This window comes from Methylobacterium sp. J-078 (assembly GCF_022829285.1).
In the GTDB taxonomy this organism is placed as follows: Bacteria; Pseudomonadota; Alphaproteobacteria; order Rhizobiales; family Beijerinckiaceae; genus Methylobacterium.
Genome location: NZ_JAKSYI010000140.1, coordinates 14,599 through 31,144, shown reverse-complemented (window position 1 = coordinate 31,144; position 16,546 = coordinate 14,599). Strand labels below are relative to the sequence as shown.

Genomic DNA, 16,546 nt, shown 5'->3' with positions numbered 1-16,546 from the left:
TCGGGCGCGGACGCGCGGACGCGGAGCGGTCCGGATATTGCAGGCCTGAATCGCGCGAACTCGAATCTTGCGAGATGACGCGTGCCGGCCGCCGTGCCGGCGCCTCACCGATCCCCTGCTGCGGGCCGCGCAATGGAGCGTGGCCGGAAGGTGGGCTTGCCCCCGCCCGTCCGGCGAGCACCGCGAAAACGCCAAACCGAAAAGGAACCGCTATGGCCTACCTCGCCCCTGCTGAGTTCGTCACCAAGATGGTGGATGCAGGCGAAGCCAAGATCTTCATGTCGACCCGCGACACCATCATCCGCGCCTACATGGCCGGGGCGATCCTGGCGCTGGCGGCGGTCTTCGCGGTCACGATCACGCAGCAGACCGGCATCCCGATCCTCGGCGCCGCCCTGTTCCCGGTCGGCTTCTGCATGCTCTACCTCCTGGGCTTCGACCTGCTCACGGGGGTCTTCGTCCTGGCGCCCCTCGCGCTCCTCGACGGACGGCCCGGCGTGACCTGGGGCGGCGTGCTGCGCAACTGGGGGCTCGTCTTCCTCGGCAACTTCCTCGGCGCGCTCACCGTCGCCTTCATGATGGGCTTCGTGTTCACGTTCGGCTTCACGGCACCGGCCGACAAGGTCGGCGAGTTCATCGCCCATGTCGGCGAGCGGCGCACGGTCGGCTATGCCGCGCACGGGGTCGGCGGCTGGTTCACGATCTTCATCCGCGGCATGCTGTGCAACTGGATGGTCTCCACCGGCGTCGTCGGCGCGATGATCTCGACGACCGTCAGCGGCAAGGTGATCGCCATGTGGATGCCCATCATGGTGTTCTTCTACATGACCTTCGAGCACTCCGTGGTGAACATGTTCCTGTTCCCCTTCGGCCTGCTCATGGGCGGCCAGTTCTCGATCGCCGACTACTTCTTCTGGAACGAGATCCCGACCGTGCTCGGCAACCTCATCGGCGGCCTCGCCTTCACCGGCCTGACCCTCTACACGACCCACGTCCGCACGGCCCCGAAGCGGAACGCCGCGCAGGCCGAGCGCCGCCTCGCCGCCTGACACGCGACCGGCCGGGCCCCGCGCCGCGGGGCGCCGGACCCGACCGCCGGGAGCGACGGATGCCCGCGACTCTGACGCTCTCCCTCGGCCAGCACAGCACCCGGGGCCGCAAGGAGACCAACCAGGATTTCCACGGCGCCCTCGTGCCCGAGCGCGCCGCACTCCTGCTCAAGGGCGGCGTGGTCGCCATCGCGGACGGGATCGGCAGCAGCCCCGTCAGCCACGTCGCCAGCGAGACGGCGGTCCGCAGCTTCCTCGCCGATTACTACGACACGCCCGATTCCTGGTCCGTCAGGACGGCGGCGAGCCGGGTCATCGCCGCCACGAATTCGTGGCTCCACGCCGAGACCCGGCGCAACCGTCACCTGCACGATCCCGACGGATCGCGGGATCGCGGCTACGTGACCACTTTCACGGCCCTCGTCCTGAAGTCGCGGACCGCCCACATCTTCCACGTGGGCGACGCCCGCGTCTCGCGCGTGGTCCGGCGCTCTCTCGAGGCGCTCACCGAGGACCACCGCGTCGTCGTCTCGGCCCAGGAATCCTACCTCGCCCGCGCGCTCGGCGCCGCCGCCCATGTGGAGATCGATCACCGCACGGTCGCCCTCGAGGCGGGCGACGTCTTCGTCCTGACCACGGACGGCGTGCACGAGCACGTACGGCCCGAGGCGATCGTCGCGGAGATCACCCGCCACGGCGACGATCTCGACCGGGCTGCCCAGGAGATCGCCCGACATGCCTACGAGAACGGCAGCGACGACAACCTCACCGTCCAGATCGTGCGCATCGATGCCCTGCCGGACGGCCAGGCGGCCGAGCTTTCGGGCCGGGTCGACGACCTGCCCCCCGCCCCCGTCCTCGATCCGCCGACCACCTTCGACGGCTACCGGGTGCTGCGCACGCTGCACGCCAGTCACCGCAGCCACGTCTACCTCGCGACCGACCCGGAGAGCGGGCGCCCAGTCGCCCTGAAGGTGCCGTCGACGGACCTGCAGGCCGATCCGGCCGGCCTTCGGCGCCTGATGATGGAGGAGTGGGTCGCGCGGCGCATCGACAGCCCGCACGTGCTGTCGGCCCCGCCGCAGACGCGGCGGCGCAGCCACCTCTACACGGTGATGGACTACGTCGAGGGCCGGACCCTGGCGCAGTGGATGCGCGACAACCCCAGGCCGGAGCTGGAGGCGGTGCGGGGCATCGTCGAGCAGATCGCGGTCGGGGTGCGGGCCTTCCACCGGCGCGAGATGGTGCACCGGGACCTGCGCCCCCACAACATCCTGATCGACGCTGCGGGCACCGTCCGGATCATCGATTTCGGCTCCACCCGGATCGGCGGGCTCGCGGAGGACGATCCCGTCATCGACGAATCGGTGCAGGGGACGATCCAATACGCCGCGCCGGAATGCCTCGCGGGACGTCCTGCCACGCCGGGCTCGGACATCTTCTCTGTGGGCGTGATCGCCTATCAGATGCTCACCGGGCATCTGCCCTACGGCACGGAGGCAGCGCGGGCCTTCAGCCCGGCGCGGGCCGACCGCCTGCATTACCGCTCCGTCGCCGCCGCGCGCGCCGGCCTGCCGGCCTATGTCGACGCGGCTCTGCGCAAGGCGGTGCATCCGAGGCCCGCCCAGCGCTACGACGCGCTCTCCGCCTTCGTCCACGATCTGCGGCACCCCAACCCCTCGTTGCCGGGGGTGCGGCGGGCGGCCCTCCTGGAACGCGATCCGGTGCTGTTCTGGAAGCTCGTGTCCCTCGTTCTCGCGGTGGTCGTCGTCTACCTCCTGGTGCGATCCAGGGCCTGATCCGGGTCGCGGACGCCACAAGGACCGATGACCGGCGCAAGCGCCCGCGAAGCGTATAAGCTGTCTTGCGCTTACGATCGGGTGGGAGCCGCGATGGAACTCAAGTGGATCGAGGACTTCATCAGCCTCGCCGAGACCCGCAGCTTCTCGCGCTCGGCCGAGTTGCGGGCCGTGACCCAATCGGCCTTCAGCCGCCGCATCCGCTCCCTGGAGGTCTGGCTCGGCACGGTGCTCCTCGACCGCAGCACCTACCCGATCACCCTCACGGCGGATGGCCGCCAGTTCCTCGAGACCGCCGAGGAGGTCTCACGCCTCCTCACCCTGAGCCGCGCGGATTTCCGCAATCGCAGCGAGCGCTCCAGCCTGCCGGTGGTGACGATCGCGGCGCTGCACTCCCTCTGCCTGTCCGTGCTGCCCCGCTGGCTCAACGGCATCCGCGAGGCGGTGGGGCCGATGGCGAGCCGGGTCCTGCCCGACAACTTCAACATCTGCGTCCAGGCCCTGGTGGAGGGCGGCTACGACCTTCTGCTGACCTATCACCATCCGGGCATCCCGATGCCCCTCGACCCGGCGCGCTATCCCTACCGGATCATCGGGCGCGACAGCCTCGTGGCGGTGGCCGCCCCCCACGGCCTCGCCCCGGATGCCGAGGGCCGGCGGCCCCTGCTGCAATATTCGCGCGGCTCGTTCCTCGGCCTGCTCGCGTCGATCGCCCAGTCCAAGGAGGGAGCGCCCGTCACCTACCCGATCCACACCAACGAGAATTCGATGGCGGAGGCCCTGCGCTCCATGGCGCTGGCCGGCCACGGCGTGGCCTGGCTGCCCGTGAGCCTGGTCGCCGCCGAGATCGCCTCGGGCGCCCTCGACGTGGTCAGTTCCGAGATGCTGATGGAGATCCGGCTCTACCGCAGCGCCGAGCGGGCGCGGCCCTTTCTCGACCATGTCTGGGCGGCGGCGGCCCTCGACGAACCAAACTATGCACTTCAAGAATAATCTCGGTCGAAACTAGCATTGGCGGCGATCGAGGTGCGGGCGTAATCCCCTCCTCAGCGGCGACCTGAGCCGCGGCCGACCCGCACCACGGTGCGGGGGCGACGTCCATCCGACCTTCCACGAAGACCCGAGGCTCGGCCGCCAGCGGCCGAGCGCCGAGGCGTCCGCGTGCCCGTTCTCAACCAGCACAGCGTGCCGGATCGCATCCGCACGCCCGAGGAGCGACCCGTGACCCAGGTTCCCGCCAGCACCCGCACCGAGCACGACCTCCTGGGCGACCGGGAGGTGCCGGGGCAAGCCTATTACGGCGTCCACACTCTGCGGGCGGTCGAGAACTTCGCGATCACCGGCCGGACGCTCGCCGATTGCCCGGACCTCATCAACGCGCTCGCGGCGATCAAGCAGGCGGCGGCGCTCGCCAACCGCGAACTCGGCCTCCTCGACGCAGCCCGCACGGACGCCATCGTGGCGGCCTGCGAGGAGATCCGCGCCGGTGCCCTGCACGAGCAGTTCGTGGTCGACCTGATCCAGGGCGGGGCCGGCACCTCCACCAACATGAACGCCAACGAGGTCATCGCCAACCGGGCCCTGGAGATCCTGGGGCATCCGCGCGGGGCCTATGAGCACCTGCACCCCAACGAGCACGTCAACATGGGCCAGAGCACCAACGACGTGTACCCCACCGCCCTGAAGATCGCCGCCACCGGCGCCATCCGCCGCCTGATCGACGCCATGGCGGGCCTGCGCGCCAGCTTCGCGGCGAAGTCGGTGGAGTTCGCCGACATCCTGAAGATGGGCCGCACCCAGTTGCAGGACGCCGTGCCGATGACGCTGGGCCAGGAATTCGGCACCTACGCGCTGATGCTGCGCGAGGACGAGGCCCGGCTCGGGGAGGCGGCGCTGTTGATCCGCGAGATCAACATGGGCGCCACCGCCATCGGCACCGGCATCACGGCGCATCCGCTCTACGCGGCCCTCGTCTGCGCGCGGCTCTCCGAAATCACCGGCATTCCCCTGGAGACGGCCGAGGACCTCGTCGAGGCGACCCAGGATTGCGGCGCCTTCGTGCAATTGTCCGGCGTACTCAAGCGCGTCGCCGTCAAGCTCTCGAAGACCTGCAACGACCTGCGGCTCCTCTCCAGCGGCCCCCGCGCCGGCTTCAACGAGATCAACCTGCCGGCCCGCCAGGCCGGCTCCTCGATCATGCCCGGCAAGGTCAACCCGGTCATCCCGGAAGTCGTCAACCAGGTCGCCTTCGAGGTGATCGGCAACGACGTCACCATCACGTTCGCGGCCGAGGCCGGCCAGCTCCAGCTCAACGCCTTCGAGCCGGTGATCGCCTACAGCCTGTTCAACAGCCTCACCCACCTGCGCGCGGCCTGCATCACCCTCGACGTCCACTGCGTCCGGGGCATCACCGCCAACCGCGAGCGCCTACGCGCCAGCGTCGAGCAGTCGATCGGCATCGTCACCGCCCTCAACCCGTATATCGGCTACCGCAACGCCACGGCCGTCGCCCTCGAGGCGCACGCCACCGGGCGGGGCGTCTACGAGCTCGTGCTCGAGAAGGGCCTGATGGCCAAGGAGCAGCTCGACGCCGTGCTCCAGCCGGACCGCCTGACCCGGCCGCAGGCCTTCGCGGCGGCCTGAGGGCTCAAGTCTGCTGACCCTTCGTGCGCATCCCCCTCCCCCGCAGAGGGGGGAGGGAAACGCTGCACCTAACCGGGTCACGCCATGACCCGCGATCGAAAGCGCCGACGCGGCGCCAACAGCATTCATCGGGAGGAAACACCATGACCAAAAGCGACATCAAGGCGGACGGGAAGAAACCCGGCCGCCTGACTCTCTACACCGGCATCGGCCTCGTCCTCGGCATCGCCGTCGGCGCCGTCCTGCACGGGACGGCGGCCGGGCCGGCGGAAGCCAAGGAGATCGCTGGATACTTCACCCTCTGCACGGACATCTTCCTGCGGCTGATCAAGATGATCATCGCACCCCTGGTCTTCGCCACCATCGTGTCGGGCATCGCGAGCTTCGGCGACACGCGCTCGGTGGGCCGGGTCGCCGCCATGGCGATGGGCTGGTTCCTCACGGCCTCCATCGTGTCGCTGTCGCTGGGCTTCCTCGTCGCCAACCTGTTCCAGCCCGGCGCGGGCCTCGCCCTACCCCTGCCGGATGCGGGCGCGCAGACCGGGCTGAAGGCCGCCTCCCTCAACCTGCGCGACTTCCTCACCCACGTCTTCCCGACGAGCATCGTCTCGGCCATGGCCACCAACGAGGTGCTGCAGATCCTGGTCTTCTCGATCTTCTTCGGCTCGGGCCTCAGCGTGATCGACCGGCGCTACGCCGACCCGATGGTGCACATGATCGACGGGCTGGCCCGGGTGATGTTCGCCGTCACCGACGCGGTGATGCGGCTGGCGCCGCTCGCCGTCTTCGCCGCCATCGCGGCCGTGATCACCGTCCAGGGCCTCGGCGTCCTCGTCGATTACGGCAAGTTCATCGGCGCCTTCTACCTCGGCCTCGCCATCCTCTGGGTGATCCTGATCGGCGCCGGCTGGCTGGTGCTGGGCAACCGGGTGGTGCGCCTGCTGGACCTCCTGCGCGCGCCGATGATCCTGGCCTTCTCCACTGCATCGAGCGAGGCCGCCTTCCCGCGCACCGTCGAGGTGCTGGAGAAGTTCGGCGTACGCCCCCGCGTCACCGGCTTCGTGCTGCCGCTCGGCTACTCGTTCAACCTCGACGGCTCGATGATGTACCAGGCGATGGCCGCTCTCTTCATCGCCCAGGCCTTCGGCATCCATCTCGGCGTCGCCGAGCAATTTACCATGCTCCTCGTGATGATGGTGACGAGCAAGGGCATCGCCGGCGTGCCGCGCGCCTCCCTCGTAGTGGTGGCCGCCACCGTGCCGATGTTCGGGCTGCCCGCGGCCGGCATCCTGCTCATCATGGGCGTCGACCAGATCCTCGACATGGGCCGCACCGTGACGAACGTGCTGGGCAACGGTCTGGCGACGGCGGCGGTGGCGCAGTGGCAGGGCGAGATGGGCGAGGAGACCGGGGCGGAGCCCGCCGATGCGGGAACCGCCCCGACGGGGGTCGACGCCCTCGCCCTCGGCGGCGCCCAGGCCTGACGCCTATTCGGCGTCCCGGCCGCCCGCCAGGGCGGCCCGGTAGGCCGGCGCCAGCCGCAGGCCGAGAGGGACGGGCTGGCGCGGCGGCGGCTGGCGCACGCATTCCTCGAAATAGGAGAGCGTGTCGAAGACCACGGCCTCGGTGTAGGGCTTGGGGATCACGCCGGCCGCACCTTCGAAATCCTGCGCGATGTGCTGGGCGTTGGCGGTGACGAAGACCAGGGTCACGCCGGGATCGTCACGCAGCCCCCGCACGATGTCGATCCCCGAGGAGCCGCCCCGCAGTTGGAGGTCGACGAAGACGAGGTCGGGACGCGTCTCGCGGGCGACGCGGATCGCCTCGTCGGAGGTCGCCGCGGTCCCGACGACCCGGTGCCCCGCATCCTCGACGAGGAATTCGAGCTGCATCAGGATGAGCGCTTCGTCTTCCGCGATCAGAACCCGGAGTGGCTCGCTCACGGACTGGCCTTCGGGTCAGGTGATTCCTGCGGCAGGCGGACGTCGATTACGGTTCCGGGATCTCCCGCCTGCCAGGCGATGCTGGCGTTCAGCTGCCGCGCCAGGCTCTCGATCAGGCGCTTGCCGAAGGAGCGCGCGCTCACGACCTCCTCGGGCATGCCGATGCCGTCATCGACGATCCGGATGCCGAAATAGCGGCCGTCGGGCCGCACCGTGATCGAGAGGCGCCCGGACCGGTTGTCCGGAAAGGCGTGCTTGAGGGCGTTGGTGATGAGTTCGTTCATCATCAGCGCCACCGGCGGGGCCTTCTCCACCGGCACCTCCACGGGTTCCAGGTCGAGATGCAGGGTGATGCCGGCCCGGCCGGAGCCGCGTACGAGGTCGGTGGCGAGTTCGCGGGCGAACTCGGCGACATCGAAGCGCTCGACGTCGTGGGACTGGTAGAGGCGCTTGTGCACCGTCCCCAGGGCCTCGACCCGGGTCAGCATCGACTTCATCGCGTCGCGCGCGACCGGGTCGGTGATGCTTCGGGTCTGCATGGTCAGCAGCGAGGCCACCATCTGCAGGTTGTTCTTCACCCGGTGGTCGACCTCGTGGACGAGCATGGTCTTGGCCGCCAGGGCCTCGGACAATTCACGCGTCCGCTTGGCAACCTCGCGCTCGAAATGCTCCTTCTCGGTCTGCGTGCGCATCTGCGCGTCGACCCGGTCGGTCACGTCGAGCTGCGAGGCGAAGAAGTAATGCAGGTCGCCCCCCTTGGTGACGACGGGGCTCATGTAGAGGGCGTTCCAGAACGGACTGCCGTCCCTGCGGTAGTTCAGGATGTCCAGGGCGATGTCGCGGCGGGCATCCACCGCCTCGCGGAGCTGCCGGATGGCGTCGGGATCGGTGTCCGGGCCCTGCAGGAAGCGGCAGTTGCGGCCCATGATCTCGTCGCGCTCGTAGCCCGTGAGGCGCAGAAAGGCATCGTTGACGAAGACGATGGGGTTGTCGGCGCGGCGCGGGTCGGTGACGATCATCGCCATCCGCGTCGCGCGGATGGCGGCGGCGAAGGGATCGCCCTTGCCGTCCTCGACCATCAGGTCGTCCGTCATGTGCCACGCGTCGTCTCGTTCCATCGCCTCCGTCTCCTCCTCGTGCCGCGCACGGATGTTTGGTTCACGCCCGCGACGCTCACGACCGCGGTCCGCCCCGGACATGTGGCACGGCCCGCGCAGGGGTACGGGCGCACGACGGGGACCAGGCGCCGCGGTGAGAAACCGGGATGTCGGATGATGACTGCGACCTGCAACCGTCGCGATACGGATTTCTCAACTGGCCATCGCCGAGTTGGTTCATTCTGCGTTGAAACCGGACGCTGCGACGCCTCCGGCCCACACGTTTGCGCGAGGCGCCCGCGACCGACGGCATTTGTGGCCCGGGCGACACATCCATCCCCTGTCGTGAAGCGTGGCCGGAACGCGTGAACGGCCAAGCTCGTTTTCCGTGCTACGCTCACAAGCGGGCGGGCGTACGAATTCCTCGATTCGAATTCTTGGCAGTGGAATTCTTGGCAGTGGACATGTCGAACATGCGTCGTCTCGGATGGTCGCGGGGCCTCGTCGCCCTGCTCCTCGCCGGCCAGCTCGCCGCCTGCGGGGCGACGCCACGGATTCCCTACACCGCCAGCGAGGCCGCCGCCGCCGTGCCGGTGGGGCTGGACCCGACGGTGCGCGCCTACGCGGACGCCTCGGAGCAGACCTTCACGGAGATGTCGGCGCGCCCGCAGAACGGCCGGGTGCCGTTCGCCTACCTCGCGCTCTCGGGCGGCGGCGGCGACGGGGCCTACGGCGCCGGCCTCCTCAACGGCTGGACCGAATCCGGCAAGCGCCCGGAATTCTCCCTGGTCTCCGGCGTGTCCACGGGCGCGCTCATCGCGCCCTTCGCCTTCGTGGGCCCGGAATACGACGCCTACCTGAAGGACATCTACACCAGCGGCGTCGCCTCGACCCTGGTGCAGTCGCCGAGCTTCGCCAACGTGCTGTTCGGTTCCGGCCTGTTCGGGGACGGGCGCCTGCGCAACCTCGTGCGCCGCTACGTGACGCCGGACCTGCTGGCGGCGATCGCGGCCCAGCACGCCAAGGGCCGGCGCCTCCTCGTGGTGACGACGAACCTCGACACCCAGCGCGCCGTGATCTGGAACATGGGCGCCATCGCCACCAGCGGCGGGCCCGCGGCGATCGACCTGTTCACCGACGTGCTGACGGCCTCGGCCAGCATCCCGGCGGTGTTCCCGCCCCAGCTCATCGACGTGCAGGCCGCGCAGCGCACCTTCCAGGAGATGCATGTCGACGGCTCCGTGGTGACGCCGGTCTTCACGCTCCCGCAATCGTTCCTGCTGCGCGACGGCCGCTTCAAGGCCGGGGCGAAGTCCGACATCTACGTCATCATCAACGGGCGCCTGGAGCCGGAATTCGATCTGGCTCAGAACAACACCCTCTCCATCGTCGAGCGCTCGTTCACCACGGCGAGCCGCGCCCGCAGCCGCGCCACCCTCGCCTCCACCTACGCCTTCACGCGTGCGAACGGCATCGGCTTCAACCTCGCCTATATCGACGAGACGGCGCCCAACACCTCGAACGCGCGCGGCTTCGACACCGGCTACATGCGCAGTCTCTACGAGGCGGGCTACGCCAGCGGCCGAACCGGTACATTCTGGCGCAAGAGCGTGCCGGTGGCGCCCCTGGTGAAGGCCTCCGTCACCGTCGCCCAGTAGGGTCGCGCCACGCAAGGTCGCGTTTGACGAGGGGGCCGGTTGCGTCCCGCCCCCTCGCGCCGGATGGTGCAGTGCAGTAGGGTTCGCCGCGCGTATGGGTCGTTTCGGTGCCCGCGCCTCCGGCGAGCCCAGCATGATCCAGATCGAAGACCTCACCTTCAGCGCCTGGGGTCGGCGCTTCTTCGACCGCGCCAGCGTGGCCGTGCCGCCGGGCGCCAAGGTCGGGCTGGTCGGCCGCAACGGTGTGGGCAAGTCGACCCTGTTCAAGATCATCCTCGGCGAGCTCCAGCCCGATGGCGGCGCGATCCTGCTGCCCAAGACCGCCCGCATCGCCTCCGTCGACCAGGAGCACCCGGCCACCCCCGTCAGCCTGATCGACACGATCCTGGCGGCGGACCTGGAGCGCGAGGCCCTGAACGCCGAACTCGAGACCGCCGCGCCCGAGCGCATGGGCGAGATCTACGGCCGCCTCATCGAGATCGACGCTGACCGGGCGCCGGCCCGGGCCGGCGAGATCCTGGCCGGTCTCGGCTTCTCGGTGGAGGATCTGACCCGCCCGATGGCGGAGTTCTCCGGCGGCTGGCGCATGCGGGTGGCGCTCGCCGCCGCCCTCTTCGCCGAGCCCGACATGCTGCTCCTCGACGAGCCGACCAACTACCTCGACCTCGAGGGCGCCCTCTGGCTGGAGGCGCGGCTGAAGCGCTACCCCCACTCGGCCCTCATCATCAGCCACGACCGCGAATTGCTGAACAATTCGGTGGACGCGATCCTGCACGTGGCCGGGGGCAAGCTCGAACTCTACACGGGCGGCTACGACGATTTCGAGAAGCGCCGGGCCGAGAAGGCCCGCCTGCAAGCCTCGACCAAGCAGAAGCAGGAGGCCGAGCGGGCGCATCTCCAGAGCTTCATCGACCGGTTCAAGGCCAAGGCCTCGAAGGCCGCGCAGGCCCAGTCCCGCGTCAAGCGGCTGGCCAAGCTGGAGCCCATCGCCACCACCATCGAGGAGCACGTGGCCCCGTTCCACCTGCCCTCGCCCAAGCGCCCCCTCGCCCCGCCGCTGATGCATCTCACCGACGCCACCATCGGGTACGGCGACGACGCGCCGGTGCTGCGCGACCTCAACCTGACCCTCGACGTGGACGACCGCATCGGGCTCCTCGGCGTCAACGGCGCCGGCAAGTCGACCTTCGCCAAGATGGCGGCGGGCGCGCTCCAGGTGCGGGACGGTCGGATGGTGCGCGAGGGCCGGGTGCAGGTCGGCTGGTTCCACCAGCACCAGATCGAGGCCCTCGACCCGAAGGACACGCCCCTCGCGATCATCCGGCGCGAGCGGCCCGACGACAGCGAATCGGCCCGGCGCGCCAAGCTCGCGAGCTTCGGTCTGGGCTTCGACAAGCAGGAGACGACGGTGGATGCGCTCTCGGGGGGCGAGCGGGCGCGTCTGCTCCTCAACCTCGTGGCGATGCAGGCGCCGCACCTGCTCATCCTCGACGAGCCGACCAACCACCTCGACATCGACAGCCGGCGGGCGCTCCTCGACGCGCTGAACGATTACGGCGGGGCGGTCATCCTCATCACCCACGACCGCTCGCTGATGGAGCTGGTGGCGGATCGCCTGTGGCTGGCGGCCGACAACACGGTCAAGCCCTTCGCCGGGGACATGGACGACTACGCGAAGCTCGTTCTGGACCGGACCCGCGCCGGCCAGCGCGCCCCCGGACAGGGGCGCGAGAAGAAAACCAAGCGCCGGGCGGCGTGAACCGCCCGGCTCGCAGGGAAAGGTTACTTGCGCAGGATCTTGGTCACCAGGCGGCCGAGCGGCGTGCCGGAATCGTAGTTGCGGTCGTCGCGGACGACGGGACGGTCCTCGTTGCCGAGGAGCTTGGTGACGATGCGTCCGATCAGGCTCATGGGTGGACCCTCTGGCTGTGTGGGGCGCCGGGCAGGCCGGGCTCCCGGCCCGCGAAATGGCGCAGCTTGCCCTTCAACCCGCGGGGGGCCGCCCCCGTTCCCTCGCCCGACTCCGGCATGTGCGGCGGCGTATCAAGCCTGTCATGAATCCGTGATCTAAGCCCGGCCGGCATTTCGGCAGGACGGGGCTTCGACATGGACAGCGCACAGCGGGCAGCGGAGGTCGAGGCGATCCGCCGTGAGGTCGCCGACGACTTCGACGAGGAACTCGAACTCGAGATGGAGGACGAGCGCCTGGAGCGCCTGGCCGACGAACTCGGGCAGCCCGCCCGTCCCCCCGGCCTCGACCGCAAGGTGTATTTCCGCGAGCTGTTCCGCCTGCAGCACGAGCTGGTACGCCTGCAGGACTGGGTCCAGGCCCAGAAGCTGCGCGTCGTGGTCATCTTCGAGGGCCGGGATTCGGCCGGCAAGGGCGGCGTGATCAAGCGGATCACCCAACGGCTCAACCCACGCGTCTGCCGCGTGGCCGCGCTGCCCGCGCCGAGCGAGCGCGAGCGCACGCAATGGTACTTCCAGCGCTACGTCACCCACCTGCCGGCCGGGGGCGAGATCGTGCTGTTCGACCGATCCTGGTACAACCGCGCCGGCGTCGAGCGCGTGATGGGCTTCTGCTCGGCGGACGACGTCGAGGAGTTCTTCCGCTCCGTGCCCGAGTTCGAGCGCATGCTGACCCGCTCCGGGATCATCGTGCTCAAGTACTGGTTCTCGATCACCGACGAGGAGCAGGAATTCCGCTTCCACATGCGCATCCACGATCCCCTGAAGCAGTGGAAGCTCTCGCCGATGGACGTGCAGTCCCGCCGCCGCTGGGAGGACTACACCAAGGCCAAGGAGGACATGCTGGCCCGCACCCACATCCCGGAGGCGCCCTGGTGGGTGGTGGAGGCCGTGGACAAGAAGCGCGCCCGCCTCAACTGCATCAGCCACCTCCTGACGCAGATCCCCTACGGCGACGTCGAGCATCCGCCCGTCCACCTGCCGGAGCGCGAGCGCCACGACGACTACACCCGCCACCCGGTGCCGCCCGAGATGTTCGTGCCCTCGGTGTTCTGAAGCGCCGGACGAGAGCCGGCCGCTTGCGCCGGCCGGCTCCGCCGGGCGAGAGGATGGGGCTTTACCGCGCCGCGCGCCCAGGGATCCGGCATGCCCCATACCGACGAACTCCTCTTCACGGTCACGGGCGGCATCGCCCGCCTCACCCTCAACCGGCCGCAGGCTCGCAACGCGCTCACCTTCGGCATGTACCAGGGGCTGATCGACGCCTGCGCGCGCATCGCGGCGGATGGGAGCGTCAAGGCCGTGATCGTCACGGGGGCGGGCGACAAGGCGTTCGCGGCCGGCACCGACATCGCCCAGTTCCGGAGCTTTGCGACCGCGCAGGACGCGATCGACTATGAGCGCTTCATGGACCAGGTGATGGGTGCCCTGGAACGCCTCTCCGTGCCCACCATCGCGGCGATCGCGGGCGCCTGCACCGGCGGGGGCGCCGCCATCGCGGCGGCCTGCGACCTGCGCGTCGCCACCCGCGACGCCCGGCTCGGCTTCCCCATCGCCCGGACGCTCGGCAACTGCCTGTCGCTCGGCAACCTGCGCCGGCTCTCCGCCCTGATCGGCCCGGCGCGGGTCAAGGACATGATCTTCACCGCCCGCCTCGTCGGGGCCGAGGAGGCCCATGCCATCGGCCTCGTCGGCGAGGTCGTGGCCGACGCGCCAGCCCTGGCGGCCCGCGCCACCGAACTCGCGACCCTGATGGCCGGGCACGCGCCCCTGACGCTCCGGGCCACCAAGGAGGGCCTGCGCCGCCTCCAGGGCGAGGACGCGGCGGGCGAGGACCGCCCCGGCGACGACCTCATCCGCCTCTGCTACACCAGCGCGGATTTCCGCGAGGGCATGGAGGCGTTCCTGGGGAAGCGGGCGCCCGTTTGGACGGGGCGGTAGCGGCCCGTCGCCGCGACCCGTCGGAGAGGAGGCTGACCGAACCGCTCAGATGTCCCGACCCTGATACGTTTCAGGCGGATCGAGCCGCGAGCCCCTCCCTGGCCGGGTTCGCACCAGCCTCAAGGGGCGACCGTCGATGGCGGCGAGTCCGCAGCCGATGAGCGCCATGCCGAGGTAGTGCCGGCCATCAAGGCGCTCGCCCAGCACCAGGGCGCCGAGCAGGATGGCCGAGACCGGAACCAGGAACGTGACGAGCAGCAGGTTCGTCGCGCCCGCCGTCGCCAGGATCCGGAAGTAGAGTACGTAGGCCAGTGCGGTCGACAATGCGGCGATGCCCAGCACCGCGCCCCAGACCGACAGGCCCGGAACGGCGAGCGTCCAGGGCCTGTCCATCAGGATGGCGACGGGGAGGAGCAGAAGCGTCGAGGCCGTGACCTGCCCCGCCGCCGTCGCGACCGGCGGAACGCCCATGCGCTTGAAACGACGCCCGAACACCCCGGCCAGCGCATAGGAGAACGCCGCGGCCAGGACCGCGACCTGCGCCAGGACGTTTGCCGCCAGCCCGGTGAGCGCGGCGGGCCCGATCACGACGGCCACGCCAGCGAGGCCGACGAGAACGCCCGCGAGGCGGCGGCCGGTCATGCGTTCGTCGGAGGTCGCCAGATGGGCAACGGCAACGGTGAAGAGCGGCGTCGTGGCATTCAGGATGGCGGCGAGCCCGGAGGCGATCTGCGTCTGTCCCCACACGATGAGGCAGAACGGTACGACGTTGTTCAGGAGGCCCATGCCGACGAACGCCATCCAGATTTCGGGCCCGCGCGGCAGGCGCGATCCCGTGAGGGGCAGGACGAGATTCAGGATGAGTGCCGCCAGCCCGACCCGCAGGACGACGAGGGTCAGGGGCGGCAGGGCCTGGAGCGCCACGCTCGTGAAGAAGAACGATCCACCCCACAGGATCGACAGGACCATCAGCATCGCCCATTCGGGCGCGGACAGGGTGCGGTTCACGGTGCGCGGCACGGCGGAGTTCCTTCCGACTTGATCGTGCTCACGCCTACGACGCGCCTCCACGGCACGGCTTCCCGTTCCTTGCGCTGCAAATCCCGTTCGGCAGGAATCCAGCCGAAGCCCGATCCCATCCCGCGGGCGTCGGCGCCGACCCAACCCCGTTCCTGTGCAGGCGTCGCGCTCCCGCCGAGCGGGCACGGATGCTCGGACATGCCCGGGTCTCGTCGGGGCGGCGCCGGGGCGTGTCCGAAAACAGCCCTTCGGCGCCGGGTGTCCGTGCCTCGGATCAGGTCCGGTTTCGCCCGAGACCGGCAAGGATAACCCGCTCTGCGGACGGCCTCGACGAGGCAGGTTCGGGGCTACTCCAAGGCAGCGGCGCAGGCGTGAATGCGACCGCGTGCCGTGACAAAGCCTGCGCCAGGGCTATCCTTCGATCCGACGACGGATCGGCCGCGACGGAACAGGCCGGGCAGGGAGAGGCTCATGCCGAACGGCTACTGGATCGCGCGCATCACCGTGACGGAGCCGGAGGCGTACGCGGCTTACGCGCAGGCCCTCCCGGCGTTGGTGGCACGCTTCGGAGGACGGTTCCTCGTCGCGGGCGGCCGACTGGAGGCGGTCGAAGGCGAAGCGAGGCCGCGGAATGTCGTGATCGCCTTCGACGATTACGACACGGCGCGCGCCTGCTGGCATTCGCCGGCCTATGCCGAGGTGGCGCGCCTGCGCGCGGGTGCGGCGACCGTCGACGTCGTGATCGTCGAAGGCGTCGATCCGTCGGATCGTCCAAGGGTGGAGACCTGACGCGTTTTACCGTCTGCATCCGACCCGTCATCTCCCTTGCGCCTGCTTTCTACTCGTCCGGAAAGCGGTCGCTTGGGCGACGTCATGAATCGGCTTCGTCATCGCCCGCGTTGCTAGCCGCCAGTCTGCTGCGCAAAACGCTCAGGACGCGAAGGGCTGTCGCGAGTTCGTCCGAGGACAGACCCATCGCCAGATCGTCGGCGGCCGGGTCCCAGGCCTGGATTGCGTCATCGTAGGCCTGCCTCCCCGCCGCCGTCAGCGCCACCAATTGGGCCCGCTTGTGGTGCGGATTGTTCTCGAACCTCACCAAACCCTCCTGCGCAAGCTCGTTGACGATGCGCTGGACGTTCTGCCGGTTCGCTCCGAGGTCACGGGCCAGCCACGCCACGGGTTGCGGTCGATCGGCGTAGGCGATGGCCCCCATGATCTGCCAGCGGGCGCTGGTCAGGCCGAAGGGCCGAACCAACCGGTCGCCCCAGACGAGGGTCGCGTTGTTCACCCGGAAGAGCGTGAGGACGAGATCGGTCAACGTCTCGGCGGAAGGCGTTCTGCTAGGCAAGTGCGCAACCCCTATTGACATCATAGTGTCAATATAAAATTTTGACATCACGATGCCATGTTGGCTTCGTTATGACAAGG

At 69.5% G+C, this 16,546-nt stretch carries 15 protein-coding genes; 10 read left to right on the top strand and 5 right to left on the bottom strand.

Annotated elements, in window-relative coordinates; translation table 11 throughout:
• The first annotated feature begins 212 nt into the window (after positions 1-212).
• The 5 genes from MKK58_RS24645 (at position 213) to MKK58_RS24625 (ending at position 6,975) form a co-directional block, all read left to right on the top strand.
• The gene (locus MKK58_RS24645; RefSeq protein ID WP_238276692.1) at positions 213-1,049 is read left to right on the top strand and encodes a formate/nitrite transporter family protein; all 837 of its coding nucleotides are present in this window, start codon (positions 213-215) and stop codon (positions 1,047-1,049) included.
• 59 nt (positions 1,050-1,108) lie between these two features.
• Positions 1,109-2,848 carry a bifunctional protein-serine/threonine kinase/phosphatase gene (locus MKK58_RS24640; protein ID WP_243915598.1) on the top strand — a complete coding sequence of 580 codons (1,740 nt, stop codon included), beginning with the start codon at positions 1,109-1,111 and terminating at the stop codon, positions 2,846-2,848.
• 93 nt (positions 2,849-2,941) lie between these two features.
• Positions 2,942-3,841, top strand: a complete 900-nt coding sequence (locus MKK58_RS24635; RefSeq protein WP_243915597.1) for a LysR family transcriptional regulator — start codon at positions 2,942-2,944, stop codon at positions 3,839-3,841.
• Positions 3,842-4,069: 228 nt separating this feature from the next.
• Positions 4,070-5,491 (top strand): aspartate ammonia-lyase, encoded by a 1,422-nt coding sequence (gene aspA / locus MKK58_RS24630; protein WP_243915622.1) that lies wholly within the window; start codon positions 4,070-4,072, stop codon positions 5,489-5,491.
• Positions 5,492-5,634: 143 nt separating this feature from the next.
• Complete coding sequence (locus MKK58_RS24625) at positions 5,635-6,975, top strand: dicarboxylate/amino acid:cation symporter (protein WP_243915596.1); 1,341 nt, start codon at positions 5,635-5,637, stop codon at positions 6,973-6,975.
• 3 nt (positions 6,976-6,978) lie between these two features.
• On the opposite strand, the gene MKK58_RS24620 is transcribed toward MKK58_RS24625, so the two are convergent.
• Together MKK58_RS24620 and MKK58_RS26920 are read right to left on the bottom strand one after the other, a co-directional pair.
• Positions 6,979-7,434 carry a response regulator gene (locus MKK58_RS24620; protein ID WP_243915595.1) on the bottom strand — a complete coding sequence of 152 codons (456 nt, stop codon included), beginning with the start codon at positions 7,432-7,434 and terminating at the stop codon, positions 6,979-6,981.
• Positions 7,431-8,552 carry a histidine kinase dimerization/phosphoacceptor domain -containing protein gene (locus tag MKK58_RS26920; RefSeq protein WP_279578549.1) on the bottom strand — a complete coding sequence of 374 codons (1,122 nt, stop codon included), beginning with the start codon at positions 8,550-8,552 and terminating at the stop codon, positions 7,431-7,433. Before MKK58_RS26920 ends, MKK58_RS24620 begins: the two co-directional genes overlap by 4 nt.
• Before the next feature lie 443 nt (positions 8,553-8,995).
• On the opposite strand from MKK58_RS26920, the gene MKK58_RS24605 reads away from it, so the two are divergent.
• Together MKK58_RS24605 and MKK58_RS24600 are read left to right on the top strand one after the other, a co-directional pair.
• On the top strand, positions 8,996-10,189 hold the full coding sequence (locus MKK58_RS24605) for a patatin-like phospholipase family protein (protein ID WP_243915594.1): 1,194 nt from the start codon (positions 8,996-8,998) through the stop codon (positions 10,187-10,189).
• Positions 10,190-10,322: 133 nt separating this feature from the next.
• Positions 10,323-11,948: an ABC-F family ATP-binding cassette domain-containing protein gene (locus tag MKK58_RS24600; RefSeq protein ID WP_243915593.1), complete on the top strand. Its 1,626-nt coding sequence runs from the start codon at positions 10,323-10,325 to the stop codon at positions 11,946-11,948.
• A gap of 23 nt (positions 11,949-11,971) precedes the next feature.
• Here the strand turns inward: MKK58_RS24600 and MKK58_RS24595 are convergent, their stop codons facing one another.
• Positions 11,972-12,100 carry a hypothetical protein gene (locus tag MKK58_RS24595; protein ID WP_055945825.1) on the bottom strand — a complete coding sequence of 43 codons (129 nt, stop codon included), beginning with the start codon at positions 12,098-12,100 and terminating at the stop codon, positions 11,972-11,974.
• Positions 12,101-12,295: 195 nt separating this feature from the next.
• Here MKK58_RS24595 and ppk2 point away from each other — a divergent pair, with 195 nt between their 5' ends.
• The gene (gene ppk2 / locus MKK58_RS24590; RefSeq protein WP_243915592.1) at positions 12,296-13,213 is read left to right on the top strand and encodes a polyphosphate kinase 2; all 918 of its coding nucleotides are present in this window, start codon (positions 12,296-12,298) and stop codon (positions 13,211-13,213) included.
• Positions 13,214-13,303: 90 nt separating this feature from the next.
• On the top strand, positions 13,304-14,098 hold the full coding sequence (locus tag MKK58_RS24585) for an enoyl-CoA hydratase/isomerase family protein (RefSeq protein ID WP_243915591.1): 795 nt from the start codon (positions 13,304-13,306) through the stop codon (positions 14,096-14,098).
• Between the two features lie 45 nt (positions 14,099-14,143).
• Here the strand turns inward: MKK58_RS24585 and MKK58_RS24580 are convergent, their stop codons facing one another.
• Complete coding sequence (locus MKK58_RS24580) at positions 14,144-15,073, bottom strand: DMT family transporter (RefSeq protein WP_279578553.1); 930 nt, start codon at positions 15,071-15,073, stop codon at positions 14,144-14,146.
• 516 nt (positions 15,074-15,589) lie between these two features.
• Here MKK58_RS24580 and MKK58_RS24575 point away from each other — a divergent pair.
• Entirely contained in the window at positions 15,590-15,907 is a 318-nt protein-coding gene (locus tag MKK58_RS24575; protein WP_243915589.1) for a DUF1330 domain-containing protein, read from the top strand.
• An 82-nt stretch (positions 15,908-15,989) separates the two neighbouring features.
• Here MKK58_RS24575 and MKK58_RS24570 read toward each other — a convergent pair whose 3' ends face one another.
• Positions 15,990-16,487: a MarR family winged helix-turn-helix transcriptional regulator gene (locus tag MKK58_RS24570; RefSeq protein ID WP_243915620.1), complete on the bottom strand. Its 498-nt coding sequence runs from the start codon at positions 16,485-16,487 to the stop codon at positions 15,990-15,992.
• Between the last annotated feature and the right edge of the window lie 59 nt (positions 16,488-16,546).

Excerpts from the sequence above, each read along its gene's own strand:
- MKK58_RS24645 (WP_238276692.1), top strand. The coding sequence starts at position 213 with ATGGCCTACCTCGCCCCTGCTGAGTTCGTCACCAAGATGGTGGATGCA.
- MKK58_RS24640 (WP_243915598.1), top strand. The coding sequence starts at position 1,109 with ATGCCCGCGACTCTGACGCTCTCCCTCGGCCAGCACAGCACCCGGGGC.
- MKK58_RS24635 (WP_243915597.1), top strand. The coding sequence starts at position 2,942 with ATGGAACTCAAGTGGATCGAGGACTTCATCAGCCTCGCCGAGACCCGC.
- MKK58_RS24625 (WP_243915596.1), top strand. The coding sequence starts at position 5,635 with ATGACCAAAAGCGACATCAAGGCGGACGGGAAGAAACCCGGCCGCCTG.
- MKK58_RS26920 (WP_279578549.1), bottom strand. The coding sequence starts at position 8,552 with ATGGAACGAGACGACGCGTGGCACATGACGGACGACCTGATGGTCGAG.
- MKK58_RS24605 (WP_243915594.1), top strand. The coding sequence starts at position 8,996 with ATGTCGAACATGCGTCGTCTCGGATGGTCGCGGGGCCTCGTCGCCCTG.
- MKK58_RS24600 (WP_243915593.1), top strand. The coding sequence starts at position 10,323 with ATGATCCAGATCGAAGACCTCACCTTCAGCGCCTGGGGTCGGCGCTTC.
- MKK58_RS24595 (WP_055945825.1), bottom strand. The coding sequence starts at position 12,100 with ATGAGCCTGATCGGACGCATCGTCACCAAGCTCCTCGGCAACGAGGAC.
- ppk2 (WP_243915592.1), top strand. The coding sequence starts at position 12,296 with ATGGACAGCGCACAGCGGGCAGCGGAGGTCGAGGCGATCCGCCGTGAG.
- MKK58_RS24585 (WP_243915591.1), top strand. The coding sequence starts at position 13,304 with ATGCCCCATACCGACGAACTCCTCTTCACGGTCACGGGCGGCATCGCC.
- MKK58_RS24580 (WP_279578553.1), bottom strand. The coding sequence starts at position 15,073 with ATGCTGATGGTCCTGTCGATCCTGTGGGGTGGATCGTTCTTCTTCACG.
- MKK58_RS24575 (WP_243915589.1), top strand. The coding sequence starts at position 15,590 with ATGCCGAACGGCTACTGGATCGCGCGCATCACCGTGACGGAGCCGGAG.
- MKK58_RS24570 (WP_243915620.1), bottom strand. The coding sequence starts at position 16,487 with ATGTCAATAGGGGTTGCGCACTTGCCTAGCAGAACGCCTTCCGCCGAG.